Annotated in this window: 18 protein-coding genes; 9 read left to right on the top strand and 9 right to left on the bottom strand. The window is 59.7% G+C overall.

From position 1 onward, the window contains the following. Positions 1 to 119 precede the first annotated feature (119 nt). Positions 120 to 1,214 carry an iron-sulfur cluster carrier protein ApbC gene (gene apbC, locus JUI81_RS16600; RefSeq protein ID WP_204124678.1) on the top strand — a complete coding sequence of 365 codons (1,095 nt, stop codon included), beginning with the start codon at positions 120 to 122 and terminating at the stop codon, positions 1,212 to 1,214. 110 nt (positions 1,215 to 1,324) lie between these two features. Here the strand turns inward: apbC and JUI81_RS16595 are convergent, their stop codons facing one another. Then, on the bottom strand, positions 1,325 to 2,083 hold the full coding sequence (locus tag JUI81_RS16595; protein WP_018926591.1) for an SDR family oxidoreductase: 759 nt from the start codon (positions 2,081 to 2,083) through the stop codon (positions 1,325 to 1,327). 165 nt (positions 2,084 to 2,248) lie between these two features. Between JUI81_RS16595 and JUI81_RS16590 the strand changes: the two genes are divergently transcribed. From JUI81_RS16590 to groL, 4 genes are all read left to right on the top strand, one after another. Next, complete coding sequence (locus JUI81_RS16590) at positions 2,249 to 2,980, top strand: HugZ family protein (RefSeq protein ID WP_026286457.1); 732 nt, start codon at positions 2,249 to 2,251, stop codon at positions 2,978 to 2,980. A 66-nt stretch (positions 2,981 to 3,046) separates the two neighbouring features. Then, a complete protein-coding gene (locus tag JUI81_RS16585) occupies positions 3,047 to 3,523 on the top strand; it encodes an FxsA family protein (RefSeq protein ID WP_018926589.1) in 477 nt (158 codons plus the stop codon). 245 nt (positions 3,524 to 3,768) lie between these two features. Further along, positions 3,769 to 4,062, top strand: coding sequence for a co-chaperone GroES (locus JUI81_RS16580; protein ID WP_018926588.1), 294 nt, complete (start codon positions 3,769 to 3,771; stop codon positions 4,060 to 4,062). A 49-nt stretch (positions 4,063 to 4,111) separates the two neighbouring features. After that, positions 4,112 to 5,758: a chaperonin GroEL gene (groL, locus tag JUI81_RS16575; protein WP_019581544.1), complete on the top strand. Its 1,647-nt coding sequence runs from the start codon at positions 4,112 to 4,114 to the stop codon at positions 5,756 to 5,758. Between the two features lie 175 nt (positions 5,759 to 5,933). Here the strand turns inward: groL and JUI81_RS16570 are convergent, their stop codons facing one another. Then, positions 5,934 to 6,677, bottom strand: a complete 744-nt coding sequence (locus JUI81_RS16570) for a phosphatase PAP2 family protein (RefSeq protein ID WP_019581543.1) — start codon at positions 6,675 to 6,677, stop codon at positions 5,934 to 5,936. Between the two features lie 53 nt (positions 6,678 to 6,730). Further along, positions 6,731 to 8,680: an LTA synthase family protein gene (locus JUI81_RS16565; protein ID WP_204124677.1), complete on the bottom strand. Its 1,950-nt coding sequence runs from the start codon at positions 8,678 to 8,680 to the stop codon at positions 6,731 to 6,733. 199 nt (positions 8,681 to 8,879) lie between these two features. On the opposite strand from JUI81_RS16565, the gene colR reads away from it, so the two are divergent. From colR to JUI81_RS16545, 4 genes are all read left to right on the top strand, one after another. Next, on the top strand, positions 8,880 to 9,563 hold the full coding sequence (gene colR, locus JUI81_RS16560; protein WP_007938890.1) for a two-component system response regulator ColR: 684 nt from the start codon (positions 8,880 to 8,882) through the stop codon (positions 9,561 to 9,563). Beyond that, positions 9,553 to 10,833, top strand: coding sequence for a HAMP domain-containing sensor histidine kinase (locus JUI81_RS16555; protein WP_028939449.1), 1,281 nt, complete (start codon positions 9,553 to 9,555; stop codon positions 10,831 to 10,833). The genes colR and JUI81_RS16555 overlap by 11 nt, the downstream gene beginning before the upstream one ends. A 129-nt stretch (positions 10,834 to 10,962) precedes the next feature. After that, complete coding sequence (locus JUI81_RS16550) at positions 10,963 to 11,631, top strand: class I SAM-dependent methyltransferase (protein ID WP_019581540.1); 669 nt, start codon at positions 10,963 to 10,965, stop codon at positions 11,629 to 11,631. A 141-nt stretch (positions 11,632 to 11,772) separates the two neighbouring features. Beyond that, the gene (locus tag JUI81_RS16545; RefSeq protein WP_026331876.1) at positions 11,773 to 12,000 is read left to right on the top strand and encodes a hypothetical protein; all 228 of its coding nucleotides are present in this window, start codon (positions 11,773 to 11,775) and stop codon (positions 11,998 to 12,000) included. Between the two features lie 57 nt (positions 12,001 to 12,057). On the opposite strand, the gene JUI81_RS16540 is transcribed toward JUI81_RS16545, so the two are convergent. The 6 genes from JUI81_RS16540 to JUI81_RS16515 all read right to left on the bottom strand — a co-directional run bounded on the left by JUI81_RS16540 (position 12,058) and on the right by JUI81_RS16515 (position 21,698). Next, positions 12,058 to 15,084, bottom strand: a complete 3,027-nt coding sequence (locus JUI81_RS16540) for a multidrug efflux RND transporter permease subunit (RefSeq protein ID WP_018926581.1) — start codon at positions 15,082 to 15,084, stop codon at positions 12,058 to 12,060. A gap of 13 nt (positions 15,085 to 15,097) precedes the next feature. Continuing rightward, positions 15,098 to 16,246 carry an efflux RND transporter periplasmic adaptor subunit gene (locus JUI81_RS16535; RefSeq protein WP_204124676.1) on the bottom strand — a complete coding sequence of 383 codons (1,149 nt, stop codon included), beginning with the start codon at positions 16,244 to 16,246 and terminating at the stop codon, positions 15,098 to 15,100. Positions 16,247 to 16,460: 214 nt separating this feature from the next. Then, a complete protein-coding gene (locus JUI81_RS16530; RefSeq protein ID WP_096480987.1) occupies positions 16,461 to 17,558 on the bottom strand; it encodes a DUF1513 domain-containing protein in 1,098 nt (365 codons plus the stop codon). Between the two features lie 14 nt (positions 17,559 to 17,572). Beyond that, a complete protein-coding gene (locus tag JUI81_RS16525) occupies positions 17,573 to 18,637 on the bottom strand; it encodes an imelysin family protein (RefSeq protein ID WP_018926578.1) in 1,065 nt (354 codons plus the stop codon). Between the two features lie 27 nt (positions 18,638 to 18,664). After that, entirely contained in the window at positions 18,665 to 20,092 is a 1,428-nt protein-coding gene (locus JUI81_RS16520; protein ID WP_028939446.1) for a di-heme oxidoredictase family protein, read from the bottom strand. 271 nt (positions 20,093 to 20,363) lie between these two features. Further along, positions 20,364 to 21,698, bottom strand: a complete 1,335-nt coding sequence (locus JUI81_RS16515) for an imelysin family protein (protein WP_204124675.1) — start codon at positions 21,696 to 21,698, stop codon at positions 20,364 to 20,366. Positions 21,699 to 21,822 lie beyond the last annotated feature (124 nt).

The raw sequence follows: 21,822 nt of genomic DNA, 5'->3' as shown, positions 1-21,822 counted from the left end.
CACGGACCTTTGTACCCGCCGGCCATAAGATATTTGTCATATTCTGAAAGCATCCCGTCCAGGCGATAGAACGGTTAGGATACCCGCCTGATTTTCCAGTCTTGCTATCGGAGTTGCCCATGAGCGCCGTCAATCGCGCAGCGGTGGAAGCCGTCCTTCGCCAATACACCGACCCTTATCTGAACCAGGACCCGGTCAGCGCCGGGTGCGTGCGCAGCATCGATATCCAGGGCGATCGCGTCAGCGTCCAGCTGGAGCTGGGTTACGCCGCCGGTCTGTTCAAGAGTGGCTGGGCGCAGTTGTTGCAGCTGGCCATCGAGGGCCTGGACGGCGTGGTCACTGCCCGCGTCGAGATCACCAGCGTGATTACCGCGCACAAGGCCCAGGCACAGATTCCGGGGTTGGCCAACGTCAAAAACGTGGTGGCCGTGGCGTCTGGCAAGGGGGGCGTGGGCAAATCCACCACGGCCGCCAACCTGGCGCTCGCGTTGGCTCGTGAAGGTGCCAAAGTGGGGATTCTCGACGCGGACATCTACGGTCCGAGCCAGGGCATCATGTTCGGCATCCCTGAAGGCACCCGTCCTCAGGTCAAGGATCAGAAATGGTTCATTCCGATCGAGTCTCATGGCGTCGAAGTGATGTCCATGGCCTTCCTGACCGACGACAACACGCCGATGGTCTGGCGTGGGCCGATGGTGTCCGGCGCCTTGTTGCAACTGGTCACGCAAACGGCCTGGGGCGACCTGGATTACCTGGTCATCGACATGCCGCCAGGCACCGGCGACATCCAGTTGACCCTGGCGCAAAAAGTCCCGGTGGCCGGTGCGGTGATCGTGACCACCCCGCAGGATCTGGCATTGCTGGATGCGCGCAAGGGCGTGGAAATGTTCCGCAAGGTCAACATCCCGGTGCTGGGTGTGGTCGAAAACATGGCCGTGCACATCTGCTCCAACTGCGGGCATGCCGAGCATTTGTTCGGTGAGGGCGGCGGTGTGAAGCTGGCCAACCAGTATGGTGTCGAACTGTTGGCTTCGTTGCCGCTGTCGATGCTGATCCGCGAACAGGCCGATGGCGGCAAGCCAACGGTGATCGCCGAGCCTGACAGCCAGATTGCGATGGTTTACCAGGAACTGGCCCGTCATGTCGGCGCGCGGATCGTGTTGCAGGAAGCCGCGACGCCGGCGATGCCGAACATTACCGTCAGCGACGATTAAATCACTGAAAAGAGATCGCAGCCTCGCTTCGCTCGACAGTTCCTACAGGTGTAAGCCAATCCATGTAGGAGCTGTCGAGCGAAGCGAGGCTGCGATCTTTTGATATTGCTTTAGATACGCAACCCGCCATCCAGCTCCAGAATCCGACCGGTGTAGTAGTCATTCTCGAAAATGTAGGCCGCCGACTGGGCGATCTCTTCGGGTTTGCCCATGCGCTTGAGCGGAATCCCGGAAGTCATCTTTTCCAGCGCTTCAGGTTTCATGCTCAGGGTCATTTCAGTTTCGATGAAGCCCGGCGCAATGCCCGCCACGCGAATCCCGTAGCGCGCCAGTTCCTTGGCCCAGGTCACGGTCGCCGCAGCGACACCGGCCTTGGCGGCGGAGTAGTTGGTCTGGCCGATATTGCCGGCGCGTGAGATCGACGAGATATTGATGATCGCGCCGCTGTTGTTCAGCTCGACCATTTTTGCCGCGACTTCACGGGTGCACAGGAACACGCCGGTCAGATTGACGTCGATCACCGCTTGCCATTGGGCCAGGCTCATCTTGGTCATTTCGCCATCCTTGACCTTCAGCAACAGGCCGTCACGCAAAATGCCGGCGTTGTTGATCAGGCCATGGATCGCGCCGAAATCGTCGGCCACCTGGCTGACCATGTGGGTCACTTGCTCTTCATCGGCGACGTTGCACAAGTAGGCACGGGCCTCGACACCCTTGGCCTTGCAAGCGGCGACGGCGGCGTCGAGTTTTTCCTGGTTCAGGTCCACCAGGGCCAGCTTGGCGCCACGACCTGCAAGATACTCGGCCATGGAGCGGCCTAAACCCTGGCAACCGCCGGTGATAATGATTACTTTGTCAGTGAGTTGCATTCGCATAGCCCCATAGCCGATCGGAGTGTTTCTCCTTCTAGAGGGCCTCTCGATCTGAGCCTGATGTGGCCTGGCTGCACATGAGAACTGCCCCTGTGGCGTACTGGAACTTTCACCCAGACGCCTGTCCGTTTTTTCGACGGAATCTATATAAGGAGTCATAAATTGAGCGTTGTAGTGGCTAAGCATGCCCGAGAATTGCTTCTCAAGGAATACCGTGGAGTGCTCTCGACGCACTCCAAAGCGATGCCCGGTTTCCCGTTTGGCTCCGTGGTTCCGTACTGTCTGGACGAACAGGGCCGGCCGCTGATCCTTATCAGCCGCATCGCACAGCACACTCACAACCTGCTGAAGGATCCGAAATGCTCGCTGCTGGTGGGTGAACGCGAGGCCGAAGACGTGCAAGCCGTTGGTCGGCTGACCTACCTGGCCGAAGGGGAAAAACTCGAGGACACCGCAGCCATCGAAGCAGCAGCCGAGCGTTACTACCGCTATTTCCCGGATTCGCAGAACTATCACAAGGCCCACGATTTCGATTTCTGGGTGCTCAAACCGGTACGCCACCGTTACATCGGCGGCTTCGGCGCGATTCACTGGGTCGACCAACTGACCCTCGCCAACCCGTTCGCCGGCAAGGCCGAAGTGAGCATGGTCGAGCACATGAATGCCGATCACGCCAAAGCCATCGCCCACTATGTCGACCTGGCGGGCTTGCCGAAAACCGTGCCGGCGCAATTGGTCGGCATCGACAGCGAAGGCATGCACTTGCGCATCGGCCAGGGGCTCTACTGGCTGCCGTTTCAAGCGCCTTGTAATACGCCGACACAAGTCCGGGAAGCCTTGGTTTTCCTGGCTCACGCCGAACATTGGCCGAAAAATCAAGTGGCCGATGCTTGAATTCACGAAACGGCGACGTCATCTAAGGAACACTGGCAAGGCTTACTTGCGTTGAGGAACCATTTGATGCGCCCTTTTTTGTTGCTCTTTGTACTGTTTCCGGTGTTGGAGCTGTTCGTATTCGTCAAGGTCAGCGCAGCGATCGGGTTTTTCCCGGCCCTGCTGCTGATCATTCTCGGCTCGATGCTCGGCGTGTTCGTGCTGCGTATCGCCGGTCTGGCTACTGCGCTGCGCGCTCGTGAAAGCTTGAGCCGCGGCGAGTTGCCGGCCCAGACCATGCTCGAAGGCCTGATGCTGGCCCTGGCGGGTGGTCTGCTGATTCTGCCGGGCTTCGTCACCGACGTGCTGGGTCTGATTATGTTGCTGCCGATCTCTCGTCGACTGCTGGCCAATAAAATGCGCCAGCGCGCCGAGGAACAAGCGATGCGCCAGCGTGCGTTTGCCGATGACCTTCAGCCGCGGGGCGGTCCTGCTCCACGTCAGCCGTTGGGCCGTGAGCCTAACGTGATCGAAGGCGAGTTCGAACACCGCGACTCCAAGTAACATGTCCATCGACACGGCACCTTTGGGTGCCGTGTTCATTTTCAGGGTATCGACGTAAAAATTTCGCTCTCGGCCCTTGAAATAGGCTCGCGCGCCCTTATGTAACGGTCACCGCAAGGTTTCTGGCAATTGCGCCAGACAGACTTCCGCGGTTCGCTCGACGAACCGCACCCGGCGCCGCCGGATTTGTTAAACCCGCCGGGACTACACCGGCCGATGAAAACCACAATTAGGAGAGATCGACAATGAAGCTTCGTCCTCTGCATGACCGCGTCGTTATCCGTCGCAGCGAAGAAGAAAAGAAAACCGCTGGCGGTATCGTCCTGCCAGGTTCGGCTGCTGAGAAGCCAAACCAGGGTGAAGTCCTAGCTGTAGGCCCAGGCAAAGTGCTGGACAACGGCGAAGTGCGTGCACTGTCCGTGAAAGTGGGTGACAAGGTGGTGTTCGGCCCGTACTCCGGCAGCAACACTGTGAAAGTCGATGGCGAAGACCTGGTGATCATGGCTGAGAACGAGATTCTCGCTGTTGTCGAAGGCTGATTCCCCGCTCATTTTCCCGCTACTACAAAGTATTTAAGGAATATCGATCATGGCTGCTAAAGAAGTTAAATTCGGCGACTCCGCCCGCAAGAAAATGCTCACCGGTGTCAACGTTCTGGCTGACGCAGTAAAAGCGACCCTGGGCCCGAAAGGCCGTAACGTGATCATCGAGAAGAGCTTCGGCGCTCCGACCATCACCAAGGACGGCGTTTCCGTAGCCAAAGAAATCGAACTCGAAGACCGCTTCGAAAACATGGGCGCGCAGCTGGTCAAAGACGTTGCCTCCCGTGCCAACGATGACGCAGGCGACGGCACCACCACCGCTACCGTTCTGGCTCAGTCGATCGTCAACGAAGGCCTGAAAGCCGTCGCTGCCGGCATGAACCCGATGGACCTGAAGCGCGGTATCGACAAAGCGACCATCGCTATCGTCAAAGAGCTGAAGAACCTGTCCAAGCCTTGCGCTGACACCAAGGCAATCGCTCAGGTAGGTACCATCTCGGCCAACTCCGACAACTCCATCGGCGACATCATTGCCGAAGCCATGGAAAAAGTCGGTAAAGAAGGCGTGATCACCGTTGAAGAAGGCTCGGGCCTGGAAAACGAACTGTCGGTTGTTGAAGGCATGCAGTTCGACCGTGGCTACCTGTCCCCGTACTTCGTCAACAAGCCAGAGACCATGACTGCCGAGCTGGACGGTCCGCTGATCCTGCTGGTCGACAAAAAGATCTCGAACATCCGCGAAATGCTGCCAGTACTGGAAGCCGTTGCCAAAGCCGGCCGTCCACTGCTGATCGTGGCCGAAGACGTTGAAGGCGAAGCCTTGGCGACTCTGGTTGTGAACAACATGCGTGGCATCGTTAAAGTCGCAGCCGTCAAGGCTCCAGGCTTCGGCGACCGTCGCAAGGCCATGCTGCAGGACATCGCTGTTCTGACCGGCGGTACCGTGATCTCCGAAGAGATCGGTCTGAGCCTGGAAAGCACTACCCTGGAACACCTGGGTAATGCCAAGCGCGTGATCCTGTCCAAAGAAAACACCACCGTGATCGACGGCGCCGGCGTTGAGGCTGATATCCAGGCTCGCGTGACCCAGATCCGTCAGCAAGTGGCCGACACTTCGTCCGACTACGACCGTGAAAAACTGCAAGAGCGCCTGGCCAAACTGTCCGGCGGCGTTGCAGTGATCAAGGTTGGTGCTGGTTCCGAAGTTGAAATGAAAGAGAAGAAAGCCCGCGTTGAAGACGCCCTGCACGCTACCCGTGCAGCCGTTGAAGAAGGCGTGGTACCTGGCGGCGGCGTGGCACTGATCCGTGCCCTGCAAGCCATCAGCGAACTGAAAGGCGACAACGCCGATCAGGACGTTGGTATCGCTGTTCTGCGTCGTGCGGTCGAAGCGCCACTGCGTCAGATCGTTGCCAACTCCGGCGACGAGCCAAGCGTGGTTGTCGACAAGGTCAAGCAAGGTGCGGGTAACTTCGGTTACAACGCTGCCACCAGCGAATACGGCGACATGATCGAAATGGGCATCCTGGACCCAACCAAGGTGACCCGTTCGGCTCTGCAAGCTGCATCCTCGATTGGCGGTCTGATCCTGACCACCGAGGCCGCTGTTGCCGAAGCACCGAAGAAAGAAGGCGCAGCTGGCGGCGGTATGCCAGACATGGGCGGTATGGGTGGCATGGGCGGCATGATGTAAGCCAGCCTTACCCCTATAAAAAAGCCCCGCCTGCGTTGAGCAGGCGGGGCTTTTTATTGCCTTCATTTTGGTAGGTCCGCAGATCGCGTCGCGGTCATCCATCGCGGGCAAGCCACGATCCCACAGTGGATTGCGTAAACCTGTGGGAGCGGGGCTTGCCCGCGATGGCGTCGGTTCAGGCGCTGACCGGTTTTGCCTCGTTCGCCTGTTCAGTCTTGGAGGCCGGCCGGTACAGGATGTAGTAGTACGCCCCCAGGCAAAACAGCCAGCAGAAAATCGCCGTCCACACGTTGTGCGAGAAGAAGTGCGCGCCCTGCATCATCCGGCCGATGGAAAACACCGAGCCCAACGTGAAAGCGAAGATAAACGCATAGCGTGCCAGTCGTGGGCGTCGGTCACGCAACACAAAGAACAACGCAAACAGGGTGAAACCGGTTGCCGCATGACCACCGGGCCAGCAACGGCCTGGCTTGTCGGTATGCGGGCGAGGGCTCAGCAGTTCGCTGTAGGTTTCGTGCCCGCCAAATTGTTCCAGGCTCCATGGGCATTGCACCGCCGTTGCCGCTTTGAGCGGAGTGACAAAGGAGGTTGCCAACGCCAGAGATAACACCAGGCAACCCATTTCACGTTTGAACGGTTTGAGCCTTTCAATGAAAAAGGAGCCGACAAAGCCCAGGATTGAGAACACCGAAAAGGCAATGACCACTTGCTTGGCCCGGTCATGCAGGATGTCTTCCAGGAAATAACTGTGGCGCCCGATGAATGCACCGGCGACCGGATCATAGAACAGCTTGGCAAGGTCCATGTCCAGGGACGTCAACTCGAGCAGCATCAGGGTGATCGCCGCAATGGCGGGCACTCCCAGGCACAGCCAGAAGTTGAGCGGGCGGGAGGTGGGACGGACAGCAGTTGATGACATGGTGGATCCTGATGAATGGAAAAACCCCGGGGCATCAGCCCGGGGCCATTCGATTAACGTTCGCTGACTTGGCGGGTGCCCTCCGTGGGCGCTTTCCAGCCGAGCAGCTGTTGCTTGAAGCCATGACTGGCAGTTTGGTAATAAGTAATTGCGCGGGTGATCAACGGATCAACGGTGGTGGCCCGTGATTCGCGACTGTCGGTCAGTGCATCGTCGTGGCGACGCAGACCCTCACGCGGGCTCAGGATCGCTAAATCCTTACCGTCGAACAAGCCCAGATGTTGATAGTTGCCAACCACCACTCGCGGTGGCAGTGGATTGTCCTGCAACAGGTTGCGACCGAAGAACGTCGACTGGTAATCCAGGTTCAGCAGCCCGAGCAACGTTGGCGCAAGGTCGATCTGACTGGCCAGCTGTGCGGTTTCCCGAGCGTCGATCAGCTTCGGTGCATAGATGAACAGCGGAATCTGATAGTTGCTGATCGGCAAATCTTCTTTGCCAGCGCTGCCAGCCGTGTGATCGGCAACGAAGACGAAGATTGTATTATCGAACCAGGGTTTTTTGCGCGCCTGATCGAGGAACTGACCAATGGCGAAGTCGGTGTACTTCACTGCACCGTCGCGTCCGTTACCGGATTTGATATCGATCCGGTTATCCGGGTAGGTGTAGGGGCGATGGTTGGAGGTGGTCATCAGTTGCAGTAGAAACGGCTGTTGCCTGGCGTAGTCGGCGTCGGCCAGTTTCAGGGTCTGGTTGTAAAGGTCTTCGTCAGCCATTCCCCAGGCGTTCTTGAAGTGAATCTCTGATTCATCGACGCTGCTCTGGTCGACAACGCGATAGCCGTTGCCGCTGAAGAACGCGTTCATGTTGTCGAAGTAACCGCGCCCGCCATACACGAATACGCTGTCGTAACCCACGGCGCTGAGTTGCTGGCCGAGGCTGGCGAAACCGCTTTCACGACCCACGCGCTTGACGATCGAGCGCCCCGGCGTCGGTGGAATGGCCAGGGTGATTGCCTCCAGACCGCGATCAGTGCGGGTGCCGGTGGCGTAGAAATTATTGAAGTACAGGCTTTGTTTGCGCAAGGCATCGAGGTTTGGTGTCAGGTTGCGGTCGTCGCCATTGCTGCCCATGTACTTGGCGCTGAAGCTTTCGATGGTGACCAGCACGATGTTGGGTTTTCGTTCGGTGCCGGGATTATCGATCATCCGGCGGATGTCCTGTGGATCCTCGCCGATGAAGCGAGCATTGGGCTCGGTCAGTTCAGCGCGAATCTGTTGCGCGACGACGGAGGTCGGCAGGGTGCTGTAGAACTGCGGGTAATCCAGTTCGTTATTGCGAAAGGCGGCGAAGAACTGGTACGGGCCATTGCTCGCCAGTTCGTTCTGATAGGCATTGCCGCCCTGAGCGCGCGGCGCATCCTGGCTGAGCAGTTGCGCGCTCAGGCCCGCGACGATCAGCAGGCCGACTGCATTGAGCAGACGTCCGCGCATGGCAGGCAATGGTGCGTCCAGCGCAGCGTTGAAGGATTTACGCAGCGCAAAGCTCAGGACCACGGCCAGCACCGCGAGCAGGCCCAGCAGCTTGCCGATCGGGTACGACTCCAGCAGGTTATTCAGCACTTCGTCGGAGTACACCAGGTAATCGACGGCGATGAAGTTGAAACGCACACCGAACTCATCCCAGAACAGCCATTCGGCCACGGACGTGAACAGCATGGCAAACAGGCTGACGGTCAGCAGTCCCTGAAGAAACCAGCGATGGCCACGGCGGCGCCACAAGGCCGGCGGACATAGCAGCAGATAGAGGCCCATGGGCAGCGCCGCGTAGGCAATGAACCCCAGGTCATAAAGCAGGCCGATGCCAAACACTGGCAGGAATCCGCTGCCGGCCTCATCCAGATGAGTGAGGAGCAGGACGCTTCGGGTCAGGAGAAAAATGACCAGCCAGGAGCCGGTTATCAGTAGCAAAAAGCGCATTGGCGCCGTCTTCAAACAATCCATTATCTACATTCCCTATATAAATGGCGCGATAGCTTCTATTGAGCGCTGTAGTCAGGTTGTGAATCGATAGTGAAAAACTTGTTATCACCATTATTTGGTTGAGCGAATCGATTCTTAGACCGGCCGCCCTAGCCCTGAGCCACACTTGGCCTTAAGCTGCGCGCCAAGACGGCCGTTACTGTATACGGAGAAGGTGCCGATGCGAATTCTATTGGTTGAAGACAACCGCGATATCCTGGCCAACCTGGCCGATTATCTGGGGCTTAAAGGTTACACCGTGGATTGCGCGCAGGACGGTTTATCGGGCCTGCACCTGGCGGCCACCGAGCATTATGACCTGATCGTACTCGATATCATGCTGCCCGGCATCGATGGCTACACCCTGTGCAAACGCCTGCGCGAAGACGCCCGCCGTGATACGCCGGTGATCATGCTCACCGCGCGCGATCAATTGGACGACCGCCTGCAAGGCTTCAAGTCCGGCGCTGATGATTACCTGATCAAACCCTTTGCCCTGTCCGAACTGGCGGCGCGCATCGAGGCGGTCATGCGCCGTGCCCAAGGTGGCGGTCGCCGTGCCTTGCAGGTTGGCGATCTGAGCTACGACCTCGATACCCTGGAGGTGACGCGCGAAGGCCGCCTGCTGAAACTCAACCCGGTGGGCCTGAAGTTGCTGGCGGTGTTGATGCAGAAAAGCCCGCACGTGCTGCGCCGGGAAATTCTCGAAGAGGCCCTGTGGGGCGACGACTGCCCGGACAGCGACAGCCTGCGCAGCCACGTCCATCAATTGCGCCAGGTGATCGACAAGCCGTTCGCCAAACCCTTGCTGCACACGGTGCACGGCGTCGGTTATCGCTTGGCCGAGGGCCGTGATGGAGTTTAAGCAGAGCCTTTCGCAACGGATCATCATTGCCTTTGCGTTGATGAGCGCATTGGTCGCGGGAGCCTTCGCGATAGGCATCATCGCGACCGTGCACCTGGTGGAAGAGAAACTGATTTCGTCAGGTCTGGGTGGCGATTTGCAACGCCTGTTGCTGATGGACAGCGTGACGGACTGGAGCCACCGCCCCGAGCCGGACCAACTGTTCTATTTCAGCGGCGGGCCGGGCGATTTTGAGTTGCCCAAGGATTTGCGGCATCTGGACTCAGGTTTTCATGAAGTATTTCGCGACCATCTGTCGTATCACGCAATGGTCGAAATCGTCGACGGACGGCGTTATGTGCTGCTGCAGGACCAGAGCGATTTCGAAGAGCGTGAACGGGTGCTGTTTGCCGTAGTGCTGGTAGGTTTCGTGCTGAGCCTGGCGCTGGCGGTATTTCTGGGCTGGGTGCTGGCGCGCAAGGTGATGGCGCCGGTGGTGCGACTGGCCCGTCAGGTGCGCCACCGCGATCAGTTGTTGGGCTTGGCGCCGCCACTGGCACCGGATTATGCCGCCGATGAAGTGGGCGAATTGGCCGTGGCCTTCGACGCCACTCTCGGGCGCTTGCGTCAGGCGTTGACCCGTGAGCGATTGTTCACCAGTGACGTCAGCCACGAACTGCGCACGCCATTGATGGTGTTGGCCAGTTCCTGTGAGTTGTTGCTGGAAAACCCCTGCATCGATCAGCGCGGGCGTGCCCAGGTTGAGCGGATCGCCCGGGCTTGCGCAGAGATGCGCGAGTTGGTGCAGACCTTCCTCATGCTGGCCCGCGCTCAGCATGAAGACGCCAGCATGGGCCCCCAGCAGAGCCTCAGTCAGGTGGCCGACGGGCTGCTTTCCCAATGGCGCGAACCGATCGAAGCCAAGGGCCTGACGTTGAACGTCGAGTTGGGTAACCCGCCGGACACTCGCTATAACGCGACGCTTCTGCACGCGGTGATGGGCAACCTGTTGCGCAATGCGCTGCATTACACCGAGCATGGGTTTATCCGCTTGGCCCTGACGGATACAGGGTTCGTGGTCGAGGACAGTGGTGTAGGCATTCCCGAAGAAAAACGCGAGGCGATGTTCGAGCCTTTCGTGCGCGGCAGCGAAAAGCGTGGCGAGGGCTTGGGGCTGGGACTGTCGCTGGTGCAGCGGATCTGCGAGAACCAGGGCTGGAGTGTCAGCCTGACGAATATGGAACCCAATGGCTGCCGTTTTCAGGTGGAGTTGGGGCCGTCCCGAGTCTGATTGGGTCGTCAGGTAAAACCCTGAAATGATTTCGGGTTTTACCTGACGAAATTTTCACCAAGGCATGACCTGACGCTGACACCCCGCAACTTAAGGTGGTTGTTATCAGAAGCTCAGGAGATTGCAGTCATGGCTGGCCCGATAAAGCTCGGCTTCTCCGAAAAATACGACGATCAACCCGCACAGCAAAATGTGCGCAAGCACCAGGTGGGGCTCGGTCGCCGGCTGTCCCAATGGCGTGATGAACACCTGGCGCGAAAGGCCCTGGCGTTGGCCGGTGAACCTGGCCTGGTCCTCGATTTGCCCTGCGGTGCCGGGCGTTTCTGGCCGTTGCTCGCGGAAAAGCACAACCGTGTCATCATCGGGGCCGACAACTCGGTGTCCATGCTCAAGACTGCCATGCGCACGCAACCCGCCGACGTGGTCAAAAGGGTACAACCCTTGCACACGTCTGCATTCGACATTGCCTTGCCCGATAACGCGGTCGACAGCATTTTCTGTATGCGTCTGCTCCATCACATCGGTGAAGCCGAGCAACGACTGACCATCCTGCGCGAATTCGAGCGTGTCACCCGCGACAGCGTGATCGTTTCGTTATGGGTCGACGGCAATTTCAAGGCTTGGAAACGCAAGCGCGCCGAGAGGCAGCGTGGGCAGGAAGGTTACCAGACTCGATTTGTGTTACCGGCTGCTACGATTGAAAAGGAGTTCGAGCAGGCGGGTTTCCATATTCAGGGGCAAATGGATTTTTTACCGCTCTATGCCATGTGGCGGGTCTATGTATTACGCAAGAGGTAACAGAATGACAGTGCACTTTGCAGCTGCGCCCCATGACCTGAAGCAAGGGCGTCGCCACTCGTCGTTCAGCGATACAGACTGGAAAAAACTCGTCTACTTTTATAACAAGGCGTTTGGCAGCGCTATCAAAGGCTTATCGCAATGAAACTCGAAATTGCACGAGGTTTGTTTTTAGCCGGAGCCTTGGCAGTTGCTTCTTTGGCGGTGGCTGCCTGGGAGCAGCCCCGCACGCAGGTCCTCAGTTCCGTGCACGGCGACGCACATTGTCCGTTGCCCCGGGTAGCCAAAGCACCCGTGGCCACTCAACCCGATCATGACTTGTTACTGTTCATGTTCGGACTCTCTCAGGGACTGAGGCCACAGAGTTGAACAGATTGAAGCCCAAATAAAAGGCCTCGCAGTTGCGAGGCCTTTTGCTTTTTGACGTTAAGGTTTATCGGGTTTGGCCAGCAATGTGTAAATACACGGCAGCACAAACAAGGTGAACAGCGTCCCGATCGACATCCCCGTTGCGATCACCGTGCCGATGTCGAACCGGCTGACGGCCCCCGCGCCCGTGGCGATGATCAACGGCACCATGCCGAACACCATTGCCGCCGTGGTCATCAATACCGGGCGCAGGCGAATGGCCGCCGCTTCCTCCACCGCTTCGCGAGGTGTCAGGCCTTTCTCCTTGCGTAACTGGTTGGCGAACTCGACGATCAGGATCCCGTGCTTGCTGATCAGTCCGATCAACGTCACCAGCCCCACCTGGGTATAGATGTTCATGCTCGACCAGCCGAGGAACAACGGGATCAATGCGCCACAGATCGACAGCGGCACAGTCACCAGAATCACCAGAGGATCGCGGAAGCTTTCGAACTGGGCCGCCAGCACCAGGAAGATGATCGCCAAGGCCAGGGCGAAGGTGACCCACAGCGCGCTGCCTTCCTGAACGTATTGCCGTGAGACACCGGCATAGTCAACGGCGTAACCCGTCGGTGCCTCTTCCCGGGCGATCTGGCGCACGGTGTCGATGGCTTCACCCATGCTGACCAGCGGGACCCCGGAAAGAATCGCCGAGTTGAGTTGCTGGAACTGGTTCAACTGACGCGGCCGCGCGCGGTCAGTCACGGTGATCAGGGTCGACAGGGGCAGCAGTTCGCCCTTGGTGTTCCTGACGTAATAATGGTTCAGCCAGTCAGGGTTATCGCGGTAGGGCCGTTCCACCTGAGCGATGACCTTGTAGCTGCGACCTTCGATGGTGAACCGGTTGATCTCCGCCTCGCCCAGCATCGTCGCCAGCGTCCCGCCCAGGTCCTGCATGGACACACCCATCTGTGCAGCCTTGGCGCGATCGATATCCACCACGACTTCGGGCTTGTCGAAGGCCAGATCGACGTCGACAAAAGCAAACTTGCCAGATTCCATCGCTCTTTTTTTCACCCGGTCCATCACCTGCAACAGCGCCTCGTAGCTGTTAGCCGAGTTGATCACGAATTGAAACGGCAAGCCCTCGCCGGTGCCTGGCAGGGACGGCAGGTTGAAGCCGAATATTTGCAGCCCGGGAATGCTTTCCAGTTTGCTCTGGACCAGCGGCAGGATCTGCATCTGGGTCCGGTGGCGTTCATTCCAGGGTTTGAGCAGGAAGCCGCCGATTCCCGATTGCACGCCGTTGAAGCCGTTGATCTGGAACGAGGAGTAGTACTCGGGAAACTCCTTGAAAATGGCGACGAACTCGTCGGTGTAGGCGTTCATGTAGTCGAGGTTGGCTGGTTGCGGGGCGTTGGCCATCATGAAGATCACGCCCTGGTCTTCGTCCGGCGCCAGTTCCGACTTGGTGAACTTGAGCAGTACCGGGATCAGGCACAGCACGATCACCGCGAACACCAGCACTACCGGCCGGGTGTTGAGAGTGCCGTGAAGCACGCGCTGGTAGCGGCGCTTGAGGCCTTCGAAGATCACGTCCAGGCGATGGGCCAGGCCGCTGGGGTTTTCATCGTGGCGCAGCAGCATGGCGCACATCATCGGCGACAGCGTCAGGGCGACGACACCGGAAATCACCACCGCCCCGGCCAGGGTCAGGGCGAACTCCTTGAACAACGCCCCCGTCAGGCCGGTCAGGAAGCCGATCGGCGCATAGACCGCCGCCAGGGTGATGGTCATCGACACCACCGGCATGGCGATCTCCCGTGCGCCCTCAATCGCGGCATCCAACGGTGTCTTGCCTTCTTCGATGTGCCGGTGGATGTTTTCCACCACCACGATGGCGTCGTCCACCACCAGCCCAATGGCCAAGACCATCGCCAGCAAGGTCAGCAGGTTGATCGAGTAGCCCATCATCTGCATGAAGAACATCACGCCGATCATCGACAGCGGAATGGTCACCACCGGGATCACCACCGAACGCAGGGCGCCGAGGAACAGGAACACCACCACGATCACGATCAGCACCGCTTCGAACAGGGTTTTCAACACTTCGTCGATGGAGGCCTGGATGAACAGCGTGGCGTCGTAGGCGATTTCGCCCTTGAGGTTTGGCGGCAACTGGGCTTCCAGGTCCGGCATGATCTTGCGCACTTCCTTGATCACGTCCAGCGGGTTGGCGCCGGGTGTGGCCTTGATGCCGATGTACACCGAGGGTGTACCGCCGAAGGAGCTGATGGTGTTGTAGTTCTCCGCGCCCATCTCGACCCGCGCCACGTCTCGCAACAGCACACGACTGTCACCGTCGACCTTGAGCGGAATTGCGCCAAAGGCCTCGGCGGATTTGAGTTCGGTGTTGGCGTTGATGCTGGTGACCACGTACTCGCCTTTCACTTCGCCGGCGGCGGAGAGGAAGTTGTACTGGCGCACGGCGTTGGTCACATCGCTGGCGCTCAGGCCGAAACCGGCGAGCTTCACCGGGTCCAGCCATAGGCGCATGGCGAACACCTGGTTGCCGAGAATCTCGGCTTCGGCCATGCCCGGCAGGGTCGCCAGTTTCGGCTGGATAACCCGGGACAGGTAGTCGGTGATCTGCGGGTTACTCAGCTCGTTGCTGAAGAAACTGATGTACATCAGCGCCGAGGCGCCGGTGGCTTCCTTGCTCAGCACCGGGTCTTCGGCGTCCTGGGGCAGCTGGTTCTTGACCTCGTTGGCCTTGGCCAGCAGTTCGGTGAACAGGCGGTCGGTGTTGGAACCGATGCGCGCGTAGATCGAGATCACCGAGAAGTTCTGGCGACTGACCGAGGTCATGTAGTCGATGCCCTCGGCGCTGGCCAAGCTATGCTGCATCGGTTGGGTGATATAGCCCTGGATGGTCTCGGCGTTGGCTCCGGGATAAGCGGTGGTCACCGTGATCAGGGCGTTTTCCATTTGTGGGTATTGGCGCAGCGGTAACTTGCTCCAGGCCTGGAAGCCCAGCAGCACTATCAACAGGCTGACCACGGTGGCGAGCACCGGGCGGCGGATGAACGGATCGGTAAAAGCCATGGGGATTCCTTGATCAGTCAGCGCGCGGCTGACTGTTCTTCTCAGCCAGGGTCTTGTCGTCGCTGATGGCAACGTGCACGCCGTGGTCCAGTTTGAGCTGACCAGCCGTGACCACTTTTTCGCCGTTCTGCACGCCTTTGGTGATCATGACCATCCCGTCGCGGCGCTCGCCGGTTTCGACGAAGCGTCGTTCGGCGATCAGAACCGGTTCGCCCTTGTCGTCTTTTTCGAGGCTGCCATCTTCGGCCTTTTTCTGCGCGACGACATACAGCGAGTTGCCATAAAGGGTGTAGCTGATCGCGCTTTCCGGCACCACGATGTGCAGCTGCGGGTCAGGCAATAACACCTGCAGGCTGGCAAACATCCCCGGCAGGAGTTTGCCATCGGGGTTGGCCAGGGTCGCGCGCACCAGCACGTTGCGGGTGCTGCTTTCTACCTTCGGGTTGATGGCGCTGACGGTGCCGGGGAAAGTCTCCGTCGGGTAGGCCGAGACAATGACCTGTACCGATTGGCCGAGGATGATCTTCGGCACGTCCTGCTCGGGTACAAAGAAGTCGACGTAGAGGCTGCTGAGGTCTTGCAGGGTGGCGATCATCGTGCCGCTGGCCACGTAGTCGCCGACGTCTACCCGTCGAATACCGATGGTCCCGCTGAACGGTGCGAGGATACGTTTTCTTTCCAGCGCCGCCTTGAGCTGATTGACCGTGGCCCGGCTCTTTTGCAGTACCGCCGAGAGTCGGTCGAACTCACCTTTGGAAATAGCCTGGCTGCCTACCAGTTGGCTGCCGCGACCGTAATCCAGTTGCGCCAGTCCCAGGTCGGCCTGGGCGGTTGCCAGCAGGGCGGTTTCCACGGCGCTGTCGAGTTGCAGCAGCGGCTGACCGACCTTGACCTTCTGTCCTGACTCGAACTGAACTTCCTTGACGGTGCCGTCGACCTCCAGGCTCAGATCGACCCCTTGCAGCGCCGTAAGGGTGCCGACCGTTGGCAAACGGCTTTGCCACGGACGTTCGGTGGCGGTGGCCACGGCGACACTGATCGGTGGTTTCGGCACAGAGAAGCCCTTCATCATCGTATAGATGGAGAAGGCTTTGTAACCGGCCAGGACCAGCACGATTAGCAGGACAACACCCAACATGATCAGCATGCGGCGACGCAGCATATTTCCATTTCCTTGGAGAAAATCAGGTGAGACAGGCGGAAACATTACTCCCACTGCGAAGGGGATTCCAACTGTAGCAGCTGGCGCAGCCTGCGTTCGGCTGCGAAGCAGTCGTAATCCAGACACCGCGGTTTGTCTGATATAACTCGGTGTCTGATTTCACGACTGCTGCGCAGCCGGACGCAGGCTGCGCCAGCAGCTACAGGTTGCGTGTTCAGATCAGATGAAGGTGGTTGTCCCAGAGCCCCGCAGGCAATTCCAGAGGTTTTGCAACAAGGTTTGTCTGGCGGCAATCGTAGAACCGGCAACGGCCTTGACCCGAGGTCACGACAAACCCGTCGGCCACGGCCCCGACCCCGGCGCAATCGGGAAGCGGTGCATCCAGGCGTACTTCACCGCTGTCCAGGTCCCAGATAAAAAAGCGGTTGCCCCGCGGCGCGGTCAGGGCGACCAGGCGCAGTTCGCTGTGTACGGCAACGCTGGCGGTGTAATGCCCCATGGCCTGCAACTGATGCTCGGGCACCGGGAAGGCCACGAACGGTTGGCCGGGACGCTTGATTGCCAGCAGTTCCGATGACTCGTGAGCATCGCCCATGAACTGCTGACCGGCGACGATGGTGCCGTCACTGGCGATACCCAAGTGCCGCACGCTGTTCATCTGCTGGGCCAGTGTTTCCTTGCTCAACAGCGTGCCGTCACGCTTCATCAGCACCAGGCTCGGTTCCATGGCATTGAGGTTCATCTCGACCCGGCTTTCGGCCTCGGTACGAATACCGCCGTTGGCCACCACCAGCGTCTCGCCATCGGGCATCCACGACACCTGATGCGGGCCGACGCCGTGGGTGGAAATTTCGCCGCTGTGCACCAGTCGCTCACCTTCGAACTTATACACACCAAGCAGGCCACGGCCCGGATCGGAGGTGTCGTTCTCGGTGGCGTACAACCAGTCACCGCTCTGGTGAATCACCGCGTGACCGTAGAAGTGCCGGTTCGGCTGCGACACCACGGTTTGCAACAGCGTGCCGTCGCGCAGGTCGATCAGGTAGCTCTCGGTGCCCGGACGCCGAGCGACGAATAGCGCAATCGGCAATGTCGGGTGGTTGATGATGTCATGGCAGCGCTGACCGACCTGGGTGGCAAACACCCGGGTGCCGTCCAGTCGATAACCGACGGCATAGTGCTTGCCGTCACCGTCGTCCCGCGCCGAGAGCAGCAGCGGGCTTTTGTCCTTTTGCTTGAACAGCGTCCAGCCGCCCAGTGTCACCGCACCCAGCAGCAAACTCCCTAACGTCAGAGCCTGGCGTCGCAGCATGGCACTTGCCCTCATCAGTCGCCGTCGTTGGCGTTGAAGCCCAATTGGATGCCCAGCGCCTTGGCCAGTTCGCCTTCGTGCAAGCGGTGGACAACGTTGAGGCTGTCATAGATGTCGTTCAGCTGCTGGCGACCGGCATCGTCGGTGAGCATGTCGGTCAGCGAGCGCTGGTTGCCGGCAAGCAGTTTCAGGGACGCTGCGTAGGCCGCGTCGATCTTGTCGGCCAACGGTTTTTGCTCGCTCGGCAACAGACCGCGCAGGCCTTTGTTGTCGACACCCACCCAGACGGTTTGCGCAGCGCTCAGGCTTGCTTCCATGCCTTTGAGCGACGATTGGCTGCGCCAGGCATCGGCCTGGAATGGCTGTGGCGTACCCTTGCTCTGACGGCCCATCGGCGTGCCGAGTTTTTTCTTCAGGGTGTCCAGCGCAGTCACTTGCACACGCAGCAGATCGGCGATCGCTTCGTGTGAGTCGGCGTAGCGCTGGTTGGGGAATTTGCTCATCTGCGCGAGCATGCCGTCGTTGGTGTTCCAGCGCGACAGGATCTCTTCGGCCAGTTGCTTCTGACGCTCGCCAATGGCGGTCAGCAGCGGGCAGTATTTGGCTTTCTGAGCGCTGTCGGCCATGTCGATCTTGCTGTCGAACAGGATGTATTCATAAGCCGAGAGGCCTTGCACCACGACGCTGGACTTGGCCAGGGCGGCAGCATCGATCTGCGGCTGCGCAGTGACCAGTTGCTCGACTTGACGGCCGACGAGGTTTTTCTTGTCCGGCCAGAACTGCACCTGCCACGAACGGTTGCCCTCGGCCAGCGGCCCGATCAGCAGCGGTTGCAACTCGGCCCAGGCTTTCTGCGCGTGCAGGAAGTCGGCGCGAGCGGTGTCCAGGGTTTCCTTGCCTTGGCAGAACGCCAGGGCGCTGACCGCCAATTGCCGGTCGGCTTCCACCCAACGACTGTAGCTCGGCAGGATCACTTGCTTGGCGATCGCCGCCGAGGTGACCGCTTGCGGATCCTGGGGCGAACAGGCGCCCAGGGCGAGGGCGGCAAGGCTGGTGAACAACAATTTGGGACGGAACATGTCGGGCTCCCGCTGAAGGAATACGTATTAAAGGGAATTCAAAAACGCCAGCAACGCCGCGCGTTGTTCGGCGTTGAAAGACAAAACCTGTTGCTGCGCCGCTTTTGCCTCACCGCCATGCCAGAGCACGGCTTCGAGCAGGTTGCGGGCGCGACCGTCGTGCAAAAACTGGGTGTGGCCGCTGACCGTCTGCGTCAGGCCGATGCCCCACAACGGCGGCGTACGCCAGTCGCGGCCACTGGCCTGGAACTCGGTGCGGTTGTCGGCCAGACCGTCGCCCATGTCGTGCAGCAGCAGATCGCTGTAAGGGCGAATCACTTGATTGGCCAATTCAGGTTCCGCGGCGTTGGCGGCGGTGGTGAATTGAGGGGTGTGACAGGACTGGCATCCGGCCTGGAAAAACAGATTCTTGCCGGCCAGCACCTCAGGTGCGCCAACATCGCGACGGGCCGGCACGGCGAGGTTACGGCTGTAGAACAGCACCAGACGCAAAATGTTGTCGCTGACTTCCGGCTCGCCATCCGGGCCATTGCCGTTGGGCGCCTGTTTGCAAGCGGTTTGGGCGTCGGTGCAGTCATCAATGGGTTTCAGGCTGGTCGTGAGGCCCATATCACCAGAGAACGCATGAACATTTTGCTGATTGAGGTTCGGTTGCCCGGCTTTCCAGCCAAATCGCCCGAGAACAGTCTTCTGCTGCGCGTCGTCCCAGACCCGGTTCGGTCGTCCGGCGATGCCGTTTTTCTCTCGGGCCTGAGCCTCGGCGTTGGCCAGGATGGCCTCGTCGGGAATCGCTTCGAGCAAGCCCAGGCCAATCATCGGCGGTGCGATGCGCGCCGAGAAACGTGTGTCCGGGTGCATCGGGCCGTAGCCGAGTTGGGTCATCTGCAAGATTGGTTTACGCAACTCGATTTCGCTGCCGTCCTTGAAGCGTACCGGGACCGGCGTGTAATCGACGCGCACCTTGCCTTCCGGGGCGACGCCGGGCACCGCCATGTCCTGGAACTGGCCGCCGTAGACCGGCTCCGGCACCACGCCCAGTTGTTCGATGACCTTGGCGTAGGCGGGGGCATTGGGGATCGACAGGCGTACCAGCATCGACACCGCATTCGGCGCATCGGGCGTTGGCGGATGACCGCGCCCGTCCTTGATGTGGCAGTTCTGGCAGGCGTTGGTATTGAACAACGGGCCGAGGCCATCGCGGGCGGTGGTGGTCGACGGCGCGATCACCCAGGGGCTGCGAAAGAAGCTATTGCCGACGCTGAAGTCGACGCGCCGTGACGGCGGCAGATTGGCGGAGGGCAAGGAGAATGCGTTCTTGTCGGTCTTGCGCACTGTCGCGCTGCCACCGGACCGGGCTTCACCGGGTTCGGCCTGGGTAAAACGCGGGGCGTCATCGCAGGCACTCAGGCCCAGGGCCAGCAACAGTGCAGACAAGCGAAGAGGCAGCGTGGGCATCGGACATCCTGCAAGACGAGCAAAACAAGGGCGCAAAGTCTAACAGGGCAGGGGAGTTTGAATAAGAGGAATTATCGTTTGGTTGATGTGAGGCAGGGTTTGATGTCAGACCGCGTCGCGGCCATCGCGGGCAAGCCACGCTCCCACAGGGTTTTGCGCTGACCCCGTGGGAGCGTGGCTTGCCCGCGATGAGGCCATCAGCATCACCCAAAAGACAGGCATGAAAAAGGCGACCCGAAGGTCGCCTTTGTATTCGCTCAGCCAGCGTTGATCAGAATTCGTGATCAGCGTTGTCCGGGTTCAGGTCGCTGATGCCCAGTTTGCCGGCAGCGGCTTCGATCGAACCGGTCTGCTTGACCAGGGAAGCAATGGCGTCGCGCACGATCTGATTGCCAGCGGTGTTACCGGCAGCGATCAGTTGGTCGTAGTGCTCACCCTTGTTGGCGTGATCGACCATGATCTGGATCTTGGCTTCGGTCGCAGCCAGGTCGGCTTTCAGCGTGGTGTCGGCAGCAGGGTCAGCCTTGGCCACCAGGGACGACAGGCTGGCGCCGGTCATTTTGGTACCGTCGACACGGGTGTATTCGCCCAGGTACACGTTACGAATGCCTTTGGCATCGTAGAAGTGCGAGTTGTGGGTGTTGTCGCTGAAGCAATCCTGTTCGTCTTCCGGGGAGTTGGCTTCCAGGGAAACCTTCATGCGCTCGCCCGCCAGTTCGCCCAAGGACAGGCTGCCCATGCCGAACAGCATTTTGCGCAGACCGGATTCAGCCGGTTCCGCTTCCAGGGTGGCGCGGTAGTTGTCGGCCACGTTCGGCTTCCAGTTACCGACCATTTCTTCCAGGTCGTTGACCAGCAGTTGGGTCACGGATTTCAGGTAAGCGCGACGACGATCATTGTGACCGCCGGTAGCGCCTTTGCCTTCGAGGTAGTCGGAGGCTGGACGGTTGCCGGCACCAGGGCCGGTGCCGTTCAGGTCCTGGCCCCAGAGCAGGAATTCGATGGCGTGGTAGCCGGTGGCGACGTTGGCCTCGGAACCGCCCAGCTCGTTCAGGCTGGCGAGTTTTTCCGGGGTGATGTCTTTCACGTCGACCTTGTCTTCGCCAATCTGAATCTGGGTGTTGGCGATGATGTTGGCAGTGGCGCCCGGGTTACCCAGTGCGTGTTCGTAGGATTTGTCGACGTAGTCGATCAAGCCTTCGTCCAGTGGCCAAGAGTTCACCTGACCTTCCCAGTCGTCGATGATGGTGTTGCCGAAGCGGAACACTTCGCTCTGCAGGTAAGGCACGCGGGCCGCGACCCAGGCAGCCTTGGCGGCTTTGAGGGTGTCGGCGTCCGGCTTGGCGAGGAACGCGTCGACGGCGGTTTGCAGGGTTTTCGCGGTGGATTCGGCATCGCTGTAAACGGCAAAGACCATGTCGGCGTAATGCGCAACCACAGCCTTGGCGGCGGCTTCATCGACTTTAGCGGTGGTAGCAGGCGCAGCTGTGCTGGCAGCCGGGGTCGGCGCTTGTGGGGCGGCAGCCTTGTCTTTGCCTTCGCCGCAACCGGCGAGGGAAATAGCGATGGCCAGCAGACTGGCGGTGGCCAGAGGCATACGAATCATGGCGAACATCCTGCTTCGGTGATGGAGTGGGCGCACACGGGGCGCGCAAAAGTGCCACATAATGCAAATCTTTCGCATTATGTGTAAAGGGTTGCGCCTGTAAATATTTCTTATTCACGCAAAG

This window comes from Pseudomonas sp. 008 (assembly GCF_016861935.1).
Taxonomy (GTDB): domain Bacteria; phylum Pseudomonadota; class Gammaproteobacteria; order Pseudomonadales; family Pseudomonadaceae; genus Aquipseudomonas.
The sequence above is the reverse complement of the archived record's forward strand: the minus strand, read 5'-3'. Positions and strand labels throughout refer to the sequence as shown.

Excerpts from the sequence above, each read along its gene's own strand:
- apbC (WP_204124678.1), top strand. The coding sequence starts at position 120 with ATGAGCGCCGTCAATCGCGCAGCGGTGGAAGCCGTCCTTCGCCAATAC.
- JUI81_RS16595 (WP_018926591.1), bottom strand. The coding sequence starts at position 2,083 with ATGCAACTCACTGACAAAGTAATCATTATCACCGGCGGTTGCCAGGGT.
- JUI81_RS16585 (WP_018926589.1), top strand. The coding sequence starts at position 3,047 with ATGCGCCCTTTTTTGTTGCTCTTTGTACTGTTTCCGGTGTTGGAGCTG.
- JUI81_RS16580 (WP_018926588.1), top strand. The coding sequence starts at position 3,769 with ATGAAGCTTCGTCCTCTGCATGACCGCGTCGTTATCCGTCGCAGCGAA.
- groL (WP_019581544.1), top strand. The coding sequence starts at position 4,112 with ATGGCTGCTAAAGAAGTTAAATTCGGCGACTCCGCCCGCAAGAAAATG.
- JUI81_RS16570 (WP_019581543.1), bottom strand. The coding sequence starts at position 6,677 with ATGTCATCAACTGCTGTCCGTCCCACCTCCCGCCCGCTCAACTTCTGG.
- JUI81_RS16565 (WP_204124677.1), bottom strand. The coding sequence starts at position 8,680 with ATGGATTGTTTGAAGACGGCGCCAATGCGCTTTTTGCTACTGATAACC.
- colR (WP_007938890.1), top strand. The coding sequence starts at position 8,880 with ATGCGAATTCTATTGGTTGAAGACAACCGCGATATCCTGGCCAACCTG.
- JUI81_RS16555 (WP_028939449.1), top strand. The coding sequence starts at position 9,553 with ATGGAGTTTAAGCAGAGCCTTTCGCAACGGATCATCATTGCCTTTGCG.
- JUI81_RS16550 (WP_019581540.1), top strand. The coding sequence starts at position 10,963 with ATGGCTGGCCCGATAAAGCTCGGCTTCTCCGAAAAATACGACGATCAA.
- JUI81_RS16545 (WP_026331876.1), top strand. The coding sequence starts at position 11,773 with ATGAAACTCGAAATTGCACGAGGTTTGTTTTTAGCCGGAGCCTTGGCA.
- JUI81_RS16540 (WP_018926581.1), bottom strand. The coding sequence starts at position 15,084 with ATGGCTTTTACCGATCCGTTCATCCGCCGCCCGGTGCTCGCCACCGTG.
- JUI81_RS16535 (WP_204124676.1), bottom strand. The coding sequence starts at position 16,246 with ATGCTGCGTCGCCGCATGCTGATCATGTTGGGTGTTGTCCTGCTAATC.
- JUI81_RS16530 (WP_096480987.1), bottom strand. The coding sequence starts at position 17,558 with ATGCTGCGACGCCAGGCTCTGACGTTAGGGAGTTTGCTGCTGGGTGCG.
- JUI81_RS16525 (WP_018926578.1), bottom strand. The coding sequence starts at position 18,637 with ATGTTCCGTCCCAAATTGTTGTTCACCAGCCTTGCCGCCCTCGCCCTG.
- JUI81_RS16520 (WP_028939446.1), bottom strand. The coding sequence starts at position 20,092 with ATGCCCACGCTGCCTCTTCGCTTGTCTGCACTGTTGCTGGCCCTGGGC.
- JUI81_RS16515 (WP_204124675.1), bottom strand. The coding sequence starts at position 21,698 with ATGATTCGTATGCCTCTGGCCACCGCCAGTCTGCTGGCCATCGCTATT.